At 62.3% G+C, this 16015-nt stretch carries 11 protein-coding genes; 1 reads left to right on the top strand and 10 read right to left on the bottom strand.

The features are described from left to right. Window positions 1–39: 39 nt before the first annotated feature. The 4 genes from BCM02_RS14795 to uxuA all read right to left on the bottom strand — a co-directional run bounded on the left by BCM02_RS14795 (window position 40) and on the right by uxuA (window position 4721). On the bottom strand, window positions 40–822 hold the full coding sequence (locus tag BCM02_RS14795; RefSeq protein ID WP_148929880.1) for a response regulator transcription factor: 783 nt from the start codon (window positions 820–822) through the stop codon (window positions 40–42). After that, a complete protein-coding gene (locus tag BCM02_RS14790) occupies window positions 819–2558 on the bottom strand; it encodes a sensor histidine kinase (RefSeq protein WP_148929879.1) in 1740 nt (579 codons plus the stop codon). The genes BCM02_RS14795 and BCM02_RS14790 overlap by 4 nt, the downstream gene beginning before the upstream one ends. A gap of 229 nt (window positions 2559–2787) precedes the next feature. After that, window positions 2788–3636, bottom strand: coding sequence for an SDR family oxidoreductase (locus BCM02_RS14785; protein WP_148929878.1), 849 nt, complete (start codon window positions 3634–3636; stop codon window positions 2788–2790). After that, complete coding sequence (gene uxuA, locus BCM02_RS14780; RefSeq protein ID WP_148929877.1) at window positions 3633–4721, bottom strand: mannonate dehydratase; 1089 nt, start codon at window positions 4719–4721, stop codon at window positions 3633–3635. The genes BCM02_RS14785 and uxuA overlap by 4 nt, the downstream gene beginning before the upstream one ends. Window positions 4722–4832: 111 nt before the next feature. Here uxuA and BCM02_RS14775 point away from each other — a divergent pair, with 111 nt between their 5' ends. Continuing rightward, on the top strand, window positions 4833–5735 hold the full coding sequence (locus BCM02_RS14775; protein ID WP_148929876.1) for a helix-turn-helix transcriptional regulator: 903 nt from the start codon (window positions 4833–4835) through the stop codon (window positions 5733–5735). A 254-nt stretch (window positions 5736–5989) separates the two neighbouring features. Here BCM02_RS14775 and BCM02_RS14770 read toward each other — a convergent pair whose 3' ends face one another. The 6 genes from BCM02_RS14770 to BCM02_RS14745 all read right to left on the bottom strand — a co-directional run bounded on the left by BCM02_RS14770 (window position 5990) and on the right by BCM02_RS14745 (window position 16000). Further along, window positions 5990–6724: an MBL fold metallo-hydrolase gene (locus tag BCM02_RS14770; RefSeq protein ID WP_148929875.1), complete on the bottom strand. Its 735-nt coding sequence runs from the start codon at window positions 6722–6724 to the stop codon at window positions 5990–5992. 253 nt (window positions 6725–6977) lie between these two features. Beyond that, window positions 6978–10778: a GH32 C-terminal domain-containing protein gene (locus BCM02_RS14765; RefSeq protein ID WP_148929874.1), complete on the bottom strand. Its 3801-nt coding sequence runs from the start codon at window positions 10776–10778 to the stop codon at window positions 6978–6980. Window positions 10779–10962: 184 nt separating this feature from the next. After that, window positions 10963–11850 carry an ROK family protein gene (locus BCM02_RS14760; protein ID WP_148929873.1) on the bottom strand — a complete coding sequence of 296 codons (888 nt, stop codon included), beginning with the start codon at window positions 11848–11850 and terminating at the stop codon, window positions 10963–10965. Between the two features lie 23 nt (window positions 11851–11873). After that, window positions 11874–13358, bottom strand: coding sequence for a glycoside hydrolase family 32 protein (locus BCM02_RS14755; protein WP_148929872.1), 1485 nt, complete (start codon window positions 13356–13358; stop codon window positions 11874–11876). A gap of 89 nt (window positions 13359–13447) precedes the next feature. Next, entirely contained in the window at window positions 13448–15064 is a 1617-nt protein-coding gene (locus tag BCM02_RS14750) for an ABC transporter substrate-binding protein (RefSeq protein ID WP_148929871.1), read from the bottom strand. 54 nt (window positions 15065–15118) lie between these two features. Beyond that, window positions 15119–16000, bottom strand: coding sequence for a carbohydrate ABC transporter permease (locus tag BCM02_RS14745; RefSeq protein WP_148929870.1), 882 nt, complete (start codon window positions 15998–16000; stop codon window positions 15119–15121). Between the last annotated feature and the right edge of the window lie 15 nt (window positions 16001–16015).

The following is a 16015-nucleotide window of genomic DNA, read 5'->3' as shown; positions in this document are numbered from 1 at the left end:
GTCCGATATTTTTAGGTTGGCGTCTTCTTCACCGGACTTCTAGCGATCCGGCAGCTCCTTGCGGTACTGGCTCGGCGTCATGCCTTCGTATTCCTTGAACAGCGTGATGAAATATTTGGCCGTCGCGTAGCCGACCTCTTCGGCGATGTCCGCGATCGGCATGCCCGTCGAGTAGAGCAGCTTCTTGGCCGCCTGCATCTTGCCGCGCACGACGAACTCGCTGAACGTCATGCCCGTCTTCTCCTTGAACAAGGAGCTGAAGTAGCTCGCGTTCAAATGGACATGCTCGGCCACCTCGCGCAAGGTCACGGCTTGCTTCACGTTCGCCTCGATGTAGCGAATCGCCTCCTGGATCGGCTGCGGGACGAGACGGTCCTCCTCGCGCATCGCGGCAAGCTCCTTGTCCACGATTTTCTCCATGGCGCCCGTCCGCAGCCGCTCCTTCGCAACCCGCAGCGCTTCCTCCACCGCCTCCAGCAGCTTGGCCTTCTGCACCGGCTTCAGCAAATAATTGACGACCCCCAGCCGGATGCCCTCCTGCGCGTATTCGAATTCGGAGTAGCCCGAGAGCAGGACGACGACGGGATCGCTCCCGCCCGCGCGGATCGCCTTGATCAGCTCCAGCCCGTTCATCTCGGGCATCCGGATATCGGTCAACAGCAGATGAACCGGCCGCTTCGACGCGATATCGAGCGCCTCGTCGCCGTTCTCCGCCGTGACGATCTCGCAGCCGCTTGCCGCCCACGTCTCCAGCGTTTTCTTCAGTCCTTGCCGCGTCCGCGGCTCGTCGTCCACGATCAAGATCGTCGTGCCGTTCTTCATGGCGCACCTCCCGGTATTTCGAATCCGACGACCGTGCCTTCGCCGGGGACGCTTGCGATCGTCAGCCCGCCCAGCTCGTCGTCTTTATAATACAGCTGTATCCGCTTGTTCACGTTGGCGAGCGCCAGTCCGCTGCCCTTGCCGGTCGAGAATCCGCCCGAGCCGAGCGAGCGCATCAGCTCCTGCACGAGCGCGCCGTCCATGCCGGGTCCGTCGTCCTGCACCCGGATCGTCCACTTCGCCCCGTCCTCCGAAGGGCGGATGACGAGGGACACCGAGCCCGCTCCCTTCTTGTTGCCCGCCCCGTGGAGAATGGCGTTCTCGACGAGCGGCTGGATGAGCAGCTTCGGCATCCGCACGGACAAGCACGCCTCCGGCGCGGCGATCCGCCACGCGAGCTGATCGCCGAAGCGCAGCTTCATGAGCGCCATATAGCGCTCGACATGCTCCAGCTCTTCCTTGACGCTCACCCACTCGCTCTGGTTATCGTTGCCGATCGTATAACGGAACAGCTCCGACATCGCCACGACGAGATCGGCCAGCTCCTCCTCGTCCTTGTCCTGGAGCGCCCAGTAGAGCGCCTCCAGCGTGTTGTACAGGAAGTGCGGATTGATCTGCGCCTGCAGCGCTTTCAGCTCCGTTCGGCTGCGCACCAGTTCCTTTTCGTAGATGACCTGGATGAGATCGTTCATATGGCCGACGAGCCCGTTATACGTCTTCGTCAGCTCGTTCAGCTCGACCGTCGAATGCATCTCGGGGCTGGGCCGCAGCTCGCCGAGTCGCGCGCCGCGCATCGTCTTGATCAGCCGCAGAATCGGCCGGGTAATCATCGCCGAGAGGAAGAACGAGCAGACAAGGCAGATCAGGAATCCGACGGCCCCCGAGACGACGATCGCCGTCCGCAGCACGTTAATGCCTTCGGTCAGACTGCTGACCGGCGACAGAATGACCAGCTTCCAGCCCGTCAGCACCGAGCTGCGGTCGACGCGGATATATTCCTCTTGGCCAAGCGTCAACTCTCGCTCGCCGGCGGTATTGAATCCAATCTCCTCGGCACGCTCGTAGTTGGAGGCGATCAACCCCTCCCGCTCGTCGAACAGCATCATGTACTCCCGCTGGCTGTCCGCGTTCTCGTCGCCCAGCTGGAAATAGTCGCGGTTGATGCGCACGAGCAAATACCCGCCGGGCTCGAACCAATGATCCATCAGCCGCACCTGGCGCAATGCGAGGAAATACGCCGGGTCTCGCGGGTCCTCCCCGATCCAGACCAGCCTGCCGCGCGCCTCGTCCGCCTGGCGCACCCGGTCGGGTCCGATACGGGTTATAAGCGTCGTATCGTCCAGCGGGAACAGGCTGCGGTAATCGTCCGTGTACAAGTCGAACGCGTGGATGCCGTCCGAATACACCTGGAACGTGCCGACGCTCTGCATGACGGCTTGCCTCTGCTGGAAGCCGGCTTGGCGCCCCTTCGCCTCCTGCAGGAGAAGCTGCTGCACGTCGCCGGTCGTCATCACTTGGCTGGAGAGCATGTCCACCTGCCGATAAAGCGTTTCCAATCTGCCGGTCGCTTCGAAAGCGGTCTGCTGCAGCTGGCGCTCCGCGTTGTTCGTGATCAGCGCGGACACCCGGTTGTAGGTGACCAGCCCGACGAAGCAGAGCACGAGCGCCATGACCAGCAGGCAGACGGCTAATATCTGATTGCGCAATGTATTGTAATTTTGAAGCCATGCCCGCATGCATTTCCTTCCTTTCGCCCGCTTAAGTCCTCGTTCATGGGAATGTGCTTTATTATAGGGGCGTCCCGGGCGCAGCGACAAGACCTGTCCGAGAAAAATGTACGCACGTACAGTATTTTCCAAGCGAGCACCGTCCATGCAGCAGAAAAACCCTGCCTTGGCGGCAGGGTTTGGAATCGCGCGCGGCGGTAGGCCGCGCGGCGGGAATATCGAGAGGCGTTAGGCGTCCTCACACGCCCGAATACGCCATGAATCCGCCGTCCACCGGGACGGTCACGCCGGTAACGAAGCCGGAAGCGTCGGAATCCGCCAGCCACAGCAGCGTGCCGAGCAGATCCTTCGGCTCGCCGAACCGGCGCATCGGCGTGTGGGCGATGATTTTGCGCGAACGCTCGGTCAACGAGCCGTCCTCGTTCGTCAGCAGCCGGCGGTTCTGCTCCGTCAGGAAGAAGCCCGGCGCGATCGCGTTCACCCGGATGCCGGCCTCGGCCATATGAACGGCCAGCCACTGCGTGAAGTTGTCGACCGCCGCCTTCGCCGCGCTGTAAGCCGGCACCTTCGTCATCGGGCTCGGCGCGCTCATCGACGAGATGTTGATGATGACGGCGCCTTCTCGCTCGGTCATTCCGCGGCCGAATACTTGACTCGGGATCAGCGTGCCGAGGAAATTCAGATGCAGCACGTCGGAGAAGCCCGCCACCGTCAGGTCGAAGAACGTCTTGACCTCGGGATCGTCCAGGTCGGCCCGCTCGAAGATCTCCTTGCTCGTAATGCCGTCCGGATGGTTGCCGCCCGCGCCGTTGATCAAGATGTCGCACGCGCCCAGCCGCTCGCGCACCGTCGCCTCCGCCGCGGCGACGCTTGCTTGATCCAGCACGTTGCAGGCAACGGCGATCGCCTCTCCGCCCGCTCGACGGATTTCCTCCGCCACCGCCTCGCCCTTCTCGGCCGTCCGATTCAGCACCGCGACCTTGACGCCATGCGCGGCCAGCTCCTTCGCCATCGCCGAACACAACACGCCGCTGCCGCCGGTAATGACCGCGACGCGGCCGCTCAAACTCTCATGCCGTCCGCTCATACGCTAAACGCCTCCCTTTTCGTTTGCTTGCCGCGCCCCAACGAATCCCAGATACCCCAGAGATACATGATGCCGAGCGCGCGGTCGTACAGCCCGTAGCCCGGCCTGCATTGCTCCTCCCAAATGTGCCGGCCGTGGTCCGGTCTGGCGTAGCCGCCAAATCCGGTCTCGTGGAGCGCCTGCACGATGCCGCACATATCGACGGTGCCGTCTTCGGCGCGATGCGACGTCTCGATGAAATCGCCGTTCTCGTATACGCGCACGTTGCGGAGATGGGCGAACGGGATGCGTCCCGCGAACTCCCGCGCCATCGCCGGAATGTCGTTGCCTTGGCGGACGCCGAGCGATCCGCTGCACAGCGTGATGCCGTTGGCCGTACTGTCCGCGAAACCGAGAATGGCCCGAAGATCCGCCGCGTGCTTGACGACGCGCGGAAGCCCGAACACCGAATACGGCGGGTCGTCGGGATGGATCGCCATCCGGATGCCGCACCGCTCCGCCGTCGGGATGATCTGCTCCAAGAAGTAACGGAGATTGTCCCGCAGATCGTCCTCCGTCACCTCGCGGTACGCGTCGAACAGCTCGCTTAAGCGCGCCAGCCGCTCCGGCTCCCAGCCCGGCATCGTGAAATCCGGATTGCCCGCTATCGCGCGCACCAGCTCCCGCGGGTCCATCGCCTCGATCTTCGCTTTCTCCAGGAATAAGGCGGTCGAACCGTCCGCAAGCTCCTTATGCATATCCGTCCGCACCCAATCGAATACGGGCATGAAGTTGTAGCAGACGACTTTGACGCCGACGCTCGCCAGCTTCTCGATCGTCTTCTTGTAGTTGTCGATATAGCGCTCGCGCGTCGGCAAGCCGAGCTTGATGTCTTCGTGCACGTTGACGCTCTCGACGACCTCCAGGTGCAAGCCGTACGTATCGGCCAGCTCCTTATACGCCGCGATCTTGTCCATCGGCCACTCTTCTCCGGCCGGCACGTCGTGCAGCGCCCATACGATGCCTTCCACGCCGGGAATCTGCTTGATCTGCCGAAGCGTGACCGTGTCGTTGCCTTCGCCATACCACCGAAATACCATTCTCATCGCTTGACGCCTCCTTTTTTGCGCTTGCAATTCCGAACTGCCGCTTTATACTAACGCTAGAACCTATCCGCTCGATTACACGAGATTACGCGACATGGAGGCCGTGACCGCATGACGTACATCCAGCCGATCGATCTCAAAGAAACGCCACTCTATTACGCGCACCGGCGCACGAGCCAGAACGCCGACCAGTTCCGAGGCACGTTCCACGCCCATCAAGGCGTCGAGCTGCTCCTCGTGCACGAAGGCCGCGGGACGATCATTCTCGACGGCGTCCATTACGAGGTCGGCGCCGGCTGCATATGCGTCTTTCAGCCGTACCAGCTGCATCACGTCCAAATGGAGCTTGGCGAGGGCCAGCCCTTCGTGCGCTCCATCGTCCATTACGAGCCTTCCTCCTACGACGCCTATTTGACGCCGTGGCCCGCGCTCCAAGCCTTCTTCCGGCATCTGCACAAAGGAAAGCTGGCCACCCGCGTCTGGCACGAACCGGACCTGGAATCGGTCGCGGGCACGCTGCTCGACTTGGACGAGCGAGTCTTCGGTCTGACCCGGGACCGGCGCATGGAGGAATGCTCGCTCTTCCTCGTCGCCTTCTTCCGCGCCTTGAAGCCGCTGTGGGAGAAACGGCATCAAGCGGCGAAGCCGGAGGAACTGCGGAAGCCCCATCAGGCCGAGCGCATGATGGAGTGGCTGGACCGGCACTACCGGGAGCCGCTGCGGCTTACGAGCATGAGCCGGGATCTTCATCTGTCGACCTACCACTTGTCCCATCTGTTCAAGGCGTGCACGGGCAGCAGCATCACCGACTATTTGACCGCCAAGCGGATGCAGCAAGCGGTGCTTCTGCTGCAATCGACCGACATGGCCGTAGCCCGAATCGCGGAAGAAGTCGGCATGACGAGCGCCTCCCACTTCTGCAAAGTGTTCAAGGACCGATACGGCATGACCCCGCACCGCTACCGCAAGCAGTGGAGCGAGCAGCCGCTTGGCCGGAAGACCGGCCGTCTCTAGTGAAATCGTAGCAAGCGCCGGCGGCCGGCGGTGCATGCGGGTTGCGCAAAAATGCCGCTATATTGCGGGCGCGGCGGCTGCGGGATGCAGTAAAATCGAACAACAAACAGGCCATGCGGACGACAATCGTCCTGCATGGCCTGTTCTGTTCGTTTGCCCGTATCGGCATATCCTCCTTGAGCGCCTGCCCGCCGAGCGTGATGATCTCGACCTGCTCCTCGACCGACTTCAAATTGTATTGCGCGATGCCGCGCTCATTCACACGCCCGCAGCAGCTGCAGGAGCGCGGCGCGGACATGGCCTGAATACCGGCCGCCGTGGTAGCAAATCAACTCGTCGATCTCGTAATCCAGCATGCGCCGAACGGAGCGGACGGCTTCCTTGAGATCGAGCGTATACTGCGGATTGGCGATCGCAAGCGCGCCCTGTTCGATGACGACGGCATCGGCCGCGATCATCGTTCGGCTTGCGGGCACATAGAGCGAGATATGTCCCGGCATATGACCGGGCGTATGGACGACCTCGATGCCGCCGCACCAGGGCAGCTTCTCGCCGGAGGCCAGCTTATGGTCAACGCGAACCGGTTCGATCGCGCCAAGGAAGGCGATGAAGCCGGACGCCGCTTCTCGCGCCTCTTCCGGCAGCGCGTCGTACGCATCTTCCGCCTGCGCGAGCCGCAGCGACTTCGCCTCTCCCGCGATATAAGGCGCCTCCGCTTCATGCGCGAGGATCTGGACATGCGGGTAAGCCCGCTTCAATTCGGCCGCCGAGCCGATATGATCCATGTCGTGATGGGTCAAGATCAGGCGTGTAAGAGACGATAGGGCGATGCCGTGATCCGCCGCGGCCGTCTCCAGCAGCGTCGCGGACTGCGGATAGCCGCAGTCGACGAGAATCGTCTCGTTCCCGTCTCGCAGAATAACAGGCGATAGATGTTGGCCCCGATCTCCGTATGGGATAGGCAGGTCTAATAGATAAAGGTCGTGCATGACAGGCTCTCCTTTCAATACCAACGGAGCGGACAAGCGCGTCGCGCCGCATCTCCGCCTCGAATTCGCTCCCGTATACGCATTGTCTTGCCAAACGGAAGCCCCTTCCACTGTATATGGCAGCATGCGGGCTCGCAAGGGACGAGTTGAATATAATCAAATTCACCCCGTAACTAACGGCGGACACGAGCCTCATGAACGGCTAAGGACAGAAAAAGCCCTGACCGCGATGCGATGGTCAGGGCTTTCCCGTTTATCGTACCGTCTCCAGCCGCCACTTCTGCCTCTCCTGCGCCGGATCGGGATCGCTCAGCGTCAAGCCGTCCCCGGTCTCCGCCGCTTCCAGCGCCTTGCCGTGATGCGCCGAGAGGATGCTAACCGTGCCGTCTTCATGCCGGCGAACGATCCACCGCTGGTTGTTGAAGCCCAAGTAGGCGTACAGCTGGATTTTGTTCTGTCCGGTATCCAGATCGAGCACCTTGCCTTCCGACGTGCGGATCGAATAGGAGCCTTGCTCGTCGCCCGTCGGCACGAGCACCCACGTCCGACCGCTCGCGCCTGCCTCGGCTTCCTTGGCCGTAACCGGCTCTCCGTTCCGCGAAGCCGCGACATAGAGGAACTTGGTCGTTCCCGCGTTCGCAATGCTTGCTCGCTGCAGGCTCGCCGGCTGCATGGCGCTCGCGTTTACCTCTTGGTAATAAGCCTGACCGCCGAACACATTCACGCCGAAATGCCCCTCCGCGAACGTACCGTCCCGCAGATCGATGATTGTCGCCCCGTCCACGTCAATTCGCAGATGCGGCCCTTCCGCGACGATCTTCACGCGGTACGTTCGTCCTGGCTGCACGAAAGCCGGCACTTTGGCGAGCACTTGCCTGTCGGCAAACGCGCCGTCCGCTTTGTAGAATAGCCGGAACGCCTTCATGTTCGGATCGAGATTGAAATAGTAGCCGCTGCGTCCGTCCCGGCTGGCGCGGAAGAGCAGGGAGCCCGCTCCGCCGCTCTCGCCAAGCCGCATGTCCGCCTCATACGTGAAGTCGCCGGCCTGCTCTTGCGCCATGTAATTGGCGTCGCTGCCGTAGCTGCCTCGGATGCCGTACTCCGTCGCGATCCATCTGGAAGCGGACAGATCGGGCTCCCAGCCGGTCAGGTTCGAGCGGAATTCGCCGTCCGACACGCTCACCGGCACGCGTGCCGACGTCTTGCCGTTCGGGGTCGAGACGGTGACGACCGCCTCGCCCTCGCCCGCCGCCCGAATGACCGCGTGCTTGTTGTCGGCCTTCTCGATCCGGATGACGGCTGAATTGGAAGAGCGCCATTGGAGCGGCTGCGCGCCGCTGCCCTTGCCCTTATCGAGCGCCGCGTTCAGCGTCTCGCTGCTCCCCAAGCTCAGCTCGCGGCCCGCCGTATCCATCATGACCCGGGTCGACTCGCCGGCAGCCGCGTTCCACACGTTGGAGAGCGCGTACGCCTTCAGCGACACCACGTTCACGCTGCCGCCCTTGGCGTAGAAGCGCATCCCTCGGCTGGCCGGGTCCGGGAAGATCAGGTCGCTGAAGACGACCGTGCCGTCGCCGGCGAACAGCTCGACCGACGATTCGTCCACGAAGATGCGCAGCTTGACGCGGCCGCCCGTCGGCGCGAGCGGCCCCTCGTGCCGCGTGGAGAAAAGGCTCGAGAAGTCGGTCTCGCCCGAGGCCGAACGATCGACGATCATCCGCGCGCCGGCGACGTCGTATGCCGCAACGGTACGCTCATCGGCGCCTTCGCGAAGGTGGAAGCCGAACTCTTGCACGCTGCTGCCTGCCGGAATGGCGATCTCGGCTTCGATCTCGTACGCCCCGCTCGTTAGCCCCTCCAGCAAATTCGCGCTAGTCGGGCGAACCTCGCGGTTCGCGGCCGAATAGATTTCCTTGCGCAGCGATTGCAGTTCCTTGACAGGCGCCTGCGCGAGCCGCAGCCCCTCGGCCGTCCGCTTCAGCGTGACCTCGCGCGGCAGCGATATTTCGCCCTTCCAACCCGCCGTCGGGAACGCGAACGGGTAATCCCAGTTCGTCATCCACGCGACCATGACCCGGCGATCGTTCGGCAATCCCGCGAACGACATCGAGGCGTAGAATTCCTTGCCGTAATCGGTGCGCAGCACGCGTCCGGCCGGGTTGTCATTGACGAATTTCCCTTCGGCGGTGAGCGAGCCGACGAAATATTCCGCGTCCGAGCCTTGCGTCTTCGGATTGGCGCCGGTGCTGATCATGAGCACCCACTTCGTCTCGCCCGTCCCCTCGACCTTCATCGGGAACAAGTCCGGGCATTCCCACACGCCGCCGCGGACGTAAGCTCCATAGCCGAAGTTATCGGTCAGCGTCCAATCGAGCAGGTTCGTCGAGGCGAAGAACCGGATGTGATCGCCGCCCGAGACGACCATAATCCACCGGTTGTTGGCCGCGTCGCGCACGACCTTCGGGTCGCGGAAGTCCCAGCCGCCCGGATCGTCGCCCTGCTTGCCGGGGTTCTCGATCACGATCGGACGCGCCTCGGGATAGACCCACGTCCGGCCCCGGTCGGTGCTATAGGCGATGCCGATCCGCTGGTTGCCGCCCGGCAGATCCGGATTGAAGGAGGTATAATACGCGATGAGTCCTTTGCCGCCCGATGCCGTGAACAACCCCGAAGCATTGTTGTCGTCCGCGATTGCCGAGCCCGACCAAACATGCCCGTGCTCGTTCCACGGCAGCGCGATCGGCAGCCGCTTCCAATGCGCGAGGTCGGTGCTCACCGCATGCGCCCACGTCCCGCCGTCCTGATGGAACAGATGATATTCGCCCTCGTAGTAGACCAGCCCGTTCGGATCGCTGGCCGACCCGCGCGCCGGACTGTAATGATAGGCAGGCCGGTATTTCTCCGTATAGTAGTCGGCCGCCGCCGTGATGTACGTATTCTGAAAATAAGCGGTGCCCGACGCAACCGACAAGCCTGTCCGACCGCTCGCGTAGCTGCCATCGGTCACCGAGATGGCGGCGGTCGCATAACCGTCGACGAACAGTTGAATCCGGCTGCCGACCGCGCTAATCTCCAGATGATGACGCGCTCCCGGCTGCGAAGGATATGCGCGTGCCGATGTCGCGATAACCGCGCCGCTTGCTTTCTTCAATTGAGCGCGGACTTGGCCGTTCTCTCGGCGCAGCGCGACCGCGTAGCCGCTCAATCCCCTCTCGTCGCCGCGGAACCGAAGCGCGGCTTCGCCCGCATCCGAGCCGAACGCAATATCGCCTTCGTACACGAAATCGCCGTCGCTGACGCCGTACATTTGCACCGCTTGCTGCGATGCGGTCCCCGTTCCTTTGGCCCCCCGGAGATCCGGCTGCCACGCGCCGGCCCGGTATGCCGCCGCGCCGAGATTGCCGTTCAAGCCGCTGATGCGCACATTCTGGAATACCGTCGAACCGTCCCAGACGTGCAGACCGAGATAGCCGCCCCGGTATGCCGCGTCCTTCGCGTCGATGATCGGCTTGTAACGATCGCCCCAATACACCTTAAGCGCATCGCCTTCGGCCTTCACTTTCAGATGATAGATCCCTCCGGCAGCCACGCTGACCTGCCGCTCCTCGAACAGCCCTTGGCCGCTCGCGTTCTTCAGCCGGATGAGTCCAGCCTGCGGCACGAGCTGCAGCATATAGGAGGACCAGCCGTTCGCATCGGAGCGGAACACGAGCGTAGCGTCGGCCTTCAGGTCCGTAATCTGAACGTCGGCTTCATAGACGAAGTCGTCCGCACGGGTATCCGATATCGCGAACACGTTTTCCGTCGGATCGGAGGTTAGTACGAGCCCTTGCGACGTATCCTCCAGCTTTCCTTTCCCTTTGTTCGTCCAGCCGGACAAGTCGCTATTCGCTTTGGTTGCGCTTACAAAAATAGACGTATCCTCCTTTGCCGTTGAAGTGGCGGCCGGCTCCGCAGCCGGATTCCCCGCTGCCGACGAAGCCGCCGCGAGCGGAACGGAACCGAGCAGCAGCGCGATCGCCAGCAGCGCGGGCAGTCCTTTGTTCCATGACATCTTTACGCACCCTCTTCTCGATTAAAGTAGTGAACCCGGTGTTGCCATTACGATTGATCATGGCTGAAAATGAGCGCAGCAAAGCACCCCGGCCGCCGCCCGTATCAGGGGGGGGGCCGGGTATTTGCCATGTTGTGACCCGGTAGTAATGATGGCGGAGTACGATATGGAGCGGCGCCGCCCCCTAGCCTACAGCCCCGCGCAGCGCCGCGAGTCCCAGCGCCGCCGCGCCGCACAGCCCGGCTTGCTGGCCGAGCCCCGGCGGCACGATGTAGCCGTCGATATCCTCGACAATCTCGCGGGAGCTCACGTAGCCGTTAAGGTTACGCTTCACCTCGGCGCGAATGAGCGGGAACAGCTGCGCTTGCTGCATGACGCCGCCGCCGAGGATGACCTTCTCCGGCGAATTGAGCAGCACGGCGCCCGCGATCGACTGCCCGAGGTAGAACGCTTCGATCGCCCAGGCCGGATGTTCCGCGGGAAGCCCGTGCCCTTTCGCGCCCCAGCGGGCTTCGATCGCCGGACCTGCCGCCATGCCCTCCAGGCAATCGCCGTGATACGGGCATCGTCCGGCGAAGGCGTCGTCCGGATGCCGACGCGGCAGCGTATGCCCGCCTTCGGGATGGACCAGCCCGTGCACGAGGCGGCCTTCCGCATAGACGCCGATGCCGATGCCCGTGCCGACCGTGTAATACAAGCAGCTGCTTAAGCCGCGGGCCGCGCCCCACGTCGCTTCGCCGAGCGCCGCCGCGTTCACGTCGGTATCCCAGCCCATCGGCACGCCGAACTCGCGCCGCAGCGCGCCGAGCAGATCGACGTTCGACCAGCCCGGCTTCGGCGTCGTGGTGACATAGCCATAGGTCGGGCTCCCCGGCCGAATATCGATCGGCCCGAAGGAGCCGATGCCGATGGCGTCGACGCCCTTCCCCTTGAAATAAGCGATTGCCTGGCCGATCGTCCGCTCGGGTCCTTCCGTCGGGAAGCTGATGCGGTCCTCGATCTCGCCCCGCTCGCTGCCGATGCCGCAGACGAATTTCGTGCCGCCCGCTTCGATTGCGCCAATACGCGTCATGAGTCCGCCGCCTCCTTTCGCGCTCAGACCGAACCGCCGGCCGGCGGCTTCAGCGCATAGACTGCTAAGGAAGCAAACACCAAGCCCTCGTCACCAGTAACCGAGAGGCCGGCGGCATCGGCGTTCGGATAGATCAGATCGGTGAGGATCGCCTGCCCGTCGTTCGCGAACGCTTCGACGGAGGCGCGGTCCACGAGAATCGTCAGATCGTGCGACACCTCGGCCGCGCCGCCGGCTTCCAGCTTCGCCGCATGCCGTCCGCCGAACTGCGCATGGAATTCGTTCAAGCCGGCGTTCGACCGGTCCACGTACGCTTGACTAAGAGAAGCGTCCACGCCGACGATCGTCTCCGCGCCGCCGCCCGCTCTTACCCGGAACGCGAAGGAGGAGCCTGGAGCCGCCTCCGCCCGCAGCTCATAGCTCTCGAGCCGCAGTCCCGCGAGCGCCGCCTGCGCTTCGGCTACCGTCGCATTCTGCAGCGTCACGAGCGGCACGCGAGCGGCCGCTAGCTCGCGAACCGGATGCTGGATCACGGCCGCGCTGCCATCCGAGAGCGTGCGAAGAGTAAGCTCCCTCGCTACCGTCATCGCGCCGCGGAAGCCTTCGGTCGGGGTCAGGTTGGCGTATTTCCAGTTGCTCATCCAGCCGATGAACAGCCGTCTGCCGTCCTCGGCCGGCACGTCGGACCAGCTGACGCCCGCGTAGTTATCCCGGCCGTAATCCAGCCAGCGCACTATCTGCGAATGCGCGTCGGGCACGAACGTCTCGCCGTCGAATTCGCCGGTGAAATACTGCGTGCGCGAGCCCTCCGGATAGTCCGGGCTATCGCCGATGCTCACGAGCATGATCCATTTCGTCTTCGCGGCGTCTCCGTCCACCGGCAGCGGGAACAAATCCGGACATTCCCATACGCCTCCGTGGAAGCCGATCCCATCGCCGAATTCGCTCGCGAACGTCCACGATTTCAGATCCGGCGAATGGTAGAGGCATACCGTTTGGCCGCAGGCGACGATCATGACCCATCGCCCCTGCTCGGCATGCCAGAACACTTTCGGATCGCGGAAGTCGACGAAGGAATCGTGCTTCAGCACCGGATTGCCTGCGTATTTGATCCATGTTCTTCCCGCGTCCTTGCTGTACGCCAAGCTTTGCGTCTGCAGCGGGGACGTCCCTTCCCGCTCCAGATGATGCGTGAAGATGGCCACGAGTCCCGGTTCGCCGCCGAAGAAGCCCGTCGTGTCGTGCCAATCCACCACCGCGCTGCCGGAGAAAATCATCCCCAGCTCATCCGGCGCGAGCGCGATCGGCAGCTCTTCCCAACCGACCAAATCCTTGCTCACCGCGTGACCCCAATGCATCGGTCCCCATTTCATTCCGCTCGGATGATGTTGGTAGAAGAGATGGTACTCCCCATTGAAGAACACCATCCCGTTCGGATCGTTCATCCACTTCTCGCGCGGCGAGAAATGATAGACACCTCTGTAATCATGCTGGATCATCGTAGACATGCATGCTTCTCTCCTTTGCTCTCCTCTATATGCGCCTTCGGCGGCTAGTGCCGCCGGAGGCGTTCTCATCGTCTTTATATCGGCGGCCGTTACTTCTGCGTCGCCCGGTCGTAGCCCGCCTGCTTGATCTCCATCCATTTCGGCAAGCCCAGACGGTCCAGCTCCTTCAAGTAGTCATCCCACTGCTCGTCGATCTTGCCGTTCTGGTACCATTCGGTGCGCATGCGCAGCACGTAGGCGAACAGATCCGTCTCGATCGTCGTCAAGGCGTCCAGCTCGTCGATCGAGTTGAACACGCTCGGCATGACGTTCTCCGCTTTCATGTGCGGCACCATGACTTCTTTGACGATGCGCAGTCGTTCCTTCGCGTCGTCCGGCACGGTCGTGAATTTGCCGTAGTAGCTGTCCAGAATCGCCAGCGGGCCGGCCACGCTCGTCTTCTCCCGCAGTTCGACCGGCGCGGTGCCGTTCAGCGGCAGATGCTTCAGGGAATTGCTTGCTTCGTCGAATTCGAAAATATTTTGCTGCGTCTCGTCGCCGTACGTGCCCCAGTTGTTCTGCACGGATTGGATCGGGTCGTACATTTGATCCATCCACTTAGCCGTCGCCTCCAAATTCCGATTCGTGCTCGTCACGACCGTTCTGCCGCGATGGAAACCGAGCGCGTTCGTCCGGGTGACGTTGATCTCGCCGCTCGGGCCGGCGACCGGAGGCATGACGTCGTAGCTGTCGTTGGCGCCGGTAATATTGCTCTTATCCCAGGAGAAATAAAGGCCGTATTTCTGATCCTTGCCTTTGGCCAAATACGTGCTCCAATCCTGCGTATACGCCTCCACGTCGATGAGTCCTTCTTCATACAGCTCGTGAATGTATTTGACCGCGTTCTTGTAGTCTTCCTCGGCCGGCGTGAAGACGACCTTGCCGTCGTTCGTGACGACCGCGTGATCAGGGTTCTCGCCCAAGCCGAACGACGCGAACAGGAAGACGAGATCCTCGGCGCCCGGCTTGTTGATGAAGGAGAGCGGAATTTCGTCCGCCTGGCCGTTGCCGTTCGGGTCCTGCGTCTTAAAGGCGATCAGCGCCTTCTTCAATTCTCCCGTCGTCTTCGGCATGTCGAGACCGAGCTTCTTCAGCCACTCGACGTTGATCCACGGCACCGCGTCGACCGCCTGGATGCGCTCTTTGCCGCTGCCCAGCTCCTCGATCCAAGGGAAGGCGTAAATATTGCCGTCCGGCGCCGTCATCATCGATTTATATGCGGGCGCTTCTTCCAAGACTTTCTTCAGGTTCGGCATCTGCGTTTCGATTAATTCGTTCAGCGGGATGATCGCGCCGTCCTTGGCCAGCTTCAGCAGCTCGTAATCGCCGTAGCCGGCGTCGAAGATCGCGTCGGGCAGATCGCCGCTCGCCATCGCGAGATTGCGCTTCTCGACGAACACGTCGCGGGTGAAGTTTTTCCAATTGATATGGACGTTCGTCTTCTCTTCCAGCCGTTTGAAAATGAGCTTCTCGTTCGGATCGGCCGGCGCGAGCGCCGAGCTCTGCGTCATGATGTTCAGCGTCGTCTTGCCGCCTTCCGCGTCCTGCTTCGGACTAGCTGCGCCCTCGTTCCCTCCATTGCTGCAAGCGGACAGCAAGAGCGCGGAGACGAGCACGGCGGCGGAGACGGTTTTCAAAGCGGCTTGCGGTTGTCTGGTCTTGTTCATCGATTTGACCTCCCATTTTATCGCTAAGATGAAGCATTTATGTGCAGCCGGTCCTTACTTAAGCGAACCGACCATGACACCTTTCTCGAAATACTTCTGGAAGAACGGGTACATGACGAGCAGCGGCAGGCTGGAGATGACGATCGCCGCGTATTTGATCATTTCGGACAACCGCTTCATCTCCGCCATCGCCAGCTGGTCGCCGATCATGCCGGGATCGACCTGGTTCTGGATGAGGATGGAACGCAGCACGAGCTGCAGCGGATGCAGACTGGCGTTGTCCAGATAGATCATAGCGTCGAAATACGAGTTCCACTGGCCGACGAACGCGTACAGCGCCAGGACGAAAATAATCGGCTTCGACAGCGGCAGCACGATGCTAGCGAACACCTTCCACTCGGAAGCCCCGTCCACGTAAGCCGCTTCTTTCAGCTCGAAGGGCACCCCGCGGAAGAAGGTCCGGGCCAAAATGATATTCCACACGTTCACCGCGCCGGGGATGACGACGGCCCAGATCGTGTCGATCATGTCCAGCTTCTTGACGAGCAGGTAGGTCGGTATGAGGCCCCCGCCGAAGAACAGCGTGATCAGGAAGAGCGTCATGAAAATCTTGCGCCCCTTCAGCCGGTCGTCGGCCATCGCGTAGCCGGCGCACACCGAGAGGAACACGGTCGTCAGCGAGAACAGGACCGAGTAGAGCACGGCATTGCCGAAACCGCGCACCATGGCGGGGTTAGTCACGATTTTCTCGTAGCCGTCCAGCGTCCAATCCGACACCTTGAACGACAGGCCGCGGCTGAGCAGCACCGACGGGTCCATGAACGACGCGACGACGATATAGAGGAGCGGCAGCACGACGATGAGGACGGCGAGCGTCAGCAGAATGCCGTTCAGGATAAGCAGGAAGCGATCCAGTCCGGATGGTTTGACGTACATGGGCGTTTGCTCCTT

The sequence above is a fragment of the Paenibacillus methanolicus genome, assembly GCF_008124765.1.
GTDB lineage: Bacteria > Bacillota > Bacilli > Paenibacillales > Paenibacillaceae > Paenibacillus_Z > Paenibacillus_Z methanolicus.
This window is presented reverse-complemented; position numbering and strand designations above follow the sequence as displayed.

Excerpts from the sequence above, each read along its gene's own strand:
- BCM02_RS14795 (WP_148929880.1), bottom strand. The coding sequence starts at position 822 with ATGAAGAACGGCACGACGATCTTGATCGTGGACGACGAGCCGCGGACG.
- BCM02_RS14790 (WP_148929879.1), bottom strand. The coding sequence starts at position 2,558 with ATGCGGGCATGGCTTCAAAATTACAATACATTGCGCAATCAGATATTA.
- BCM02_RS14785 (WP_148929878.1), bottom strand. The coding sequence starts at position 3,636 with ATGAGCGGACGGCATGAGAGTTTGAGCGGCCGCGTCGCGGTCATTACC.
- uxuA (WP_148929877.1), bottom strand. The coding sequence starts at position 4,721 with ATGAGAATGGTATTTCGGTGGTATGGCGAAGGCAACGACACGGTCACG.
- BCM02_RS14775 (WP_148929876.1), top strand. The coding sequence starts at position 4,833 with ATGACGTACATCCAGCCGATCGATCTCAAAGAAACGCCACTCTATTAC.
- BCM02_RS14770 (WP_148929875.1), bottom strand. The coding sequence starts at position 6,724 with ATGCACGACCTTTATCTATTAGACCTGCCTATCCCATACGGAGATCGG.
- BCM02_RS14765 (WP_148929874.1), bottom strand. The coding sequence starts at position 10,778 with ATGTCATGGAACAAAGGACTGCCCGCGCTGCTGGCGATCGCGCTGCTG.
- BCM02_RS14760 (WP_148929873.1), bottom strand. The coding sequence starts at position 11,850 with ATGACGCGTATTGGCGCAATCGAAGCGGGCGGCACGAAATTCGTCTGC.
- BCM02_RS14755 (WP_148929872.1), bottom strand. The coding sequence starts at position 13,358 with ATGTCTACGATGATCCAGCATGATTACAGAGGTGTCTATCATTTCTCG.
- BCM02_RS14750 (WP_148929871.1), bottom strand. The coding sequence starts at position 15,064 with ATGAACAAGACCAGACAACCGCAAGCCGCTTTGAAAACCGTCTCCGCC.
- BCM02_RS14745 (WP_148929870.1), bottom strand. The coding sequence starts at position 16,000 with ATGTACGTCAAACCATCCGGACTGGATCGCTTCCTGCTTATCCTGAAC.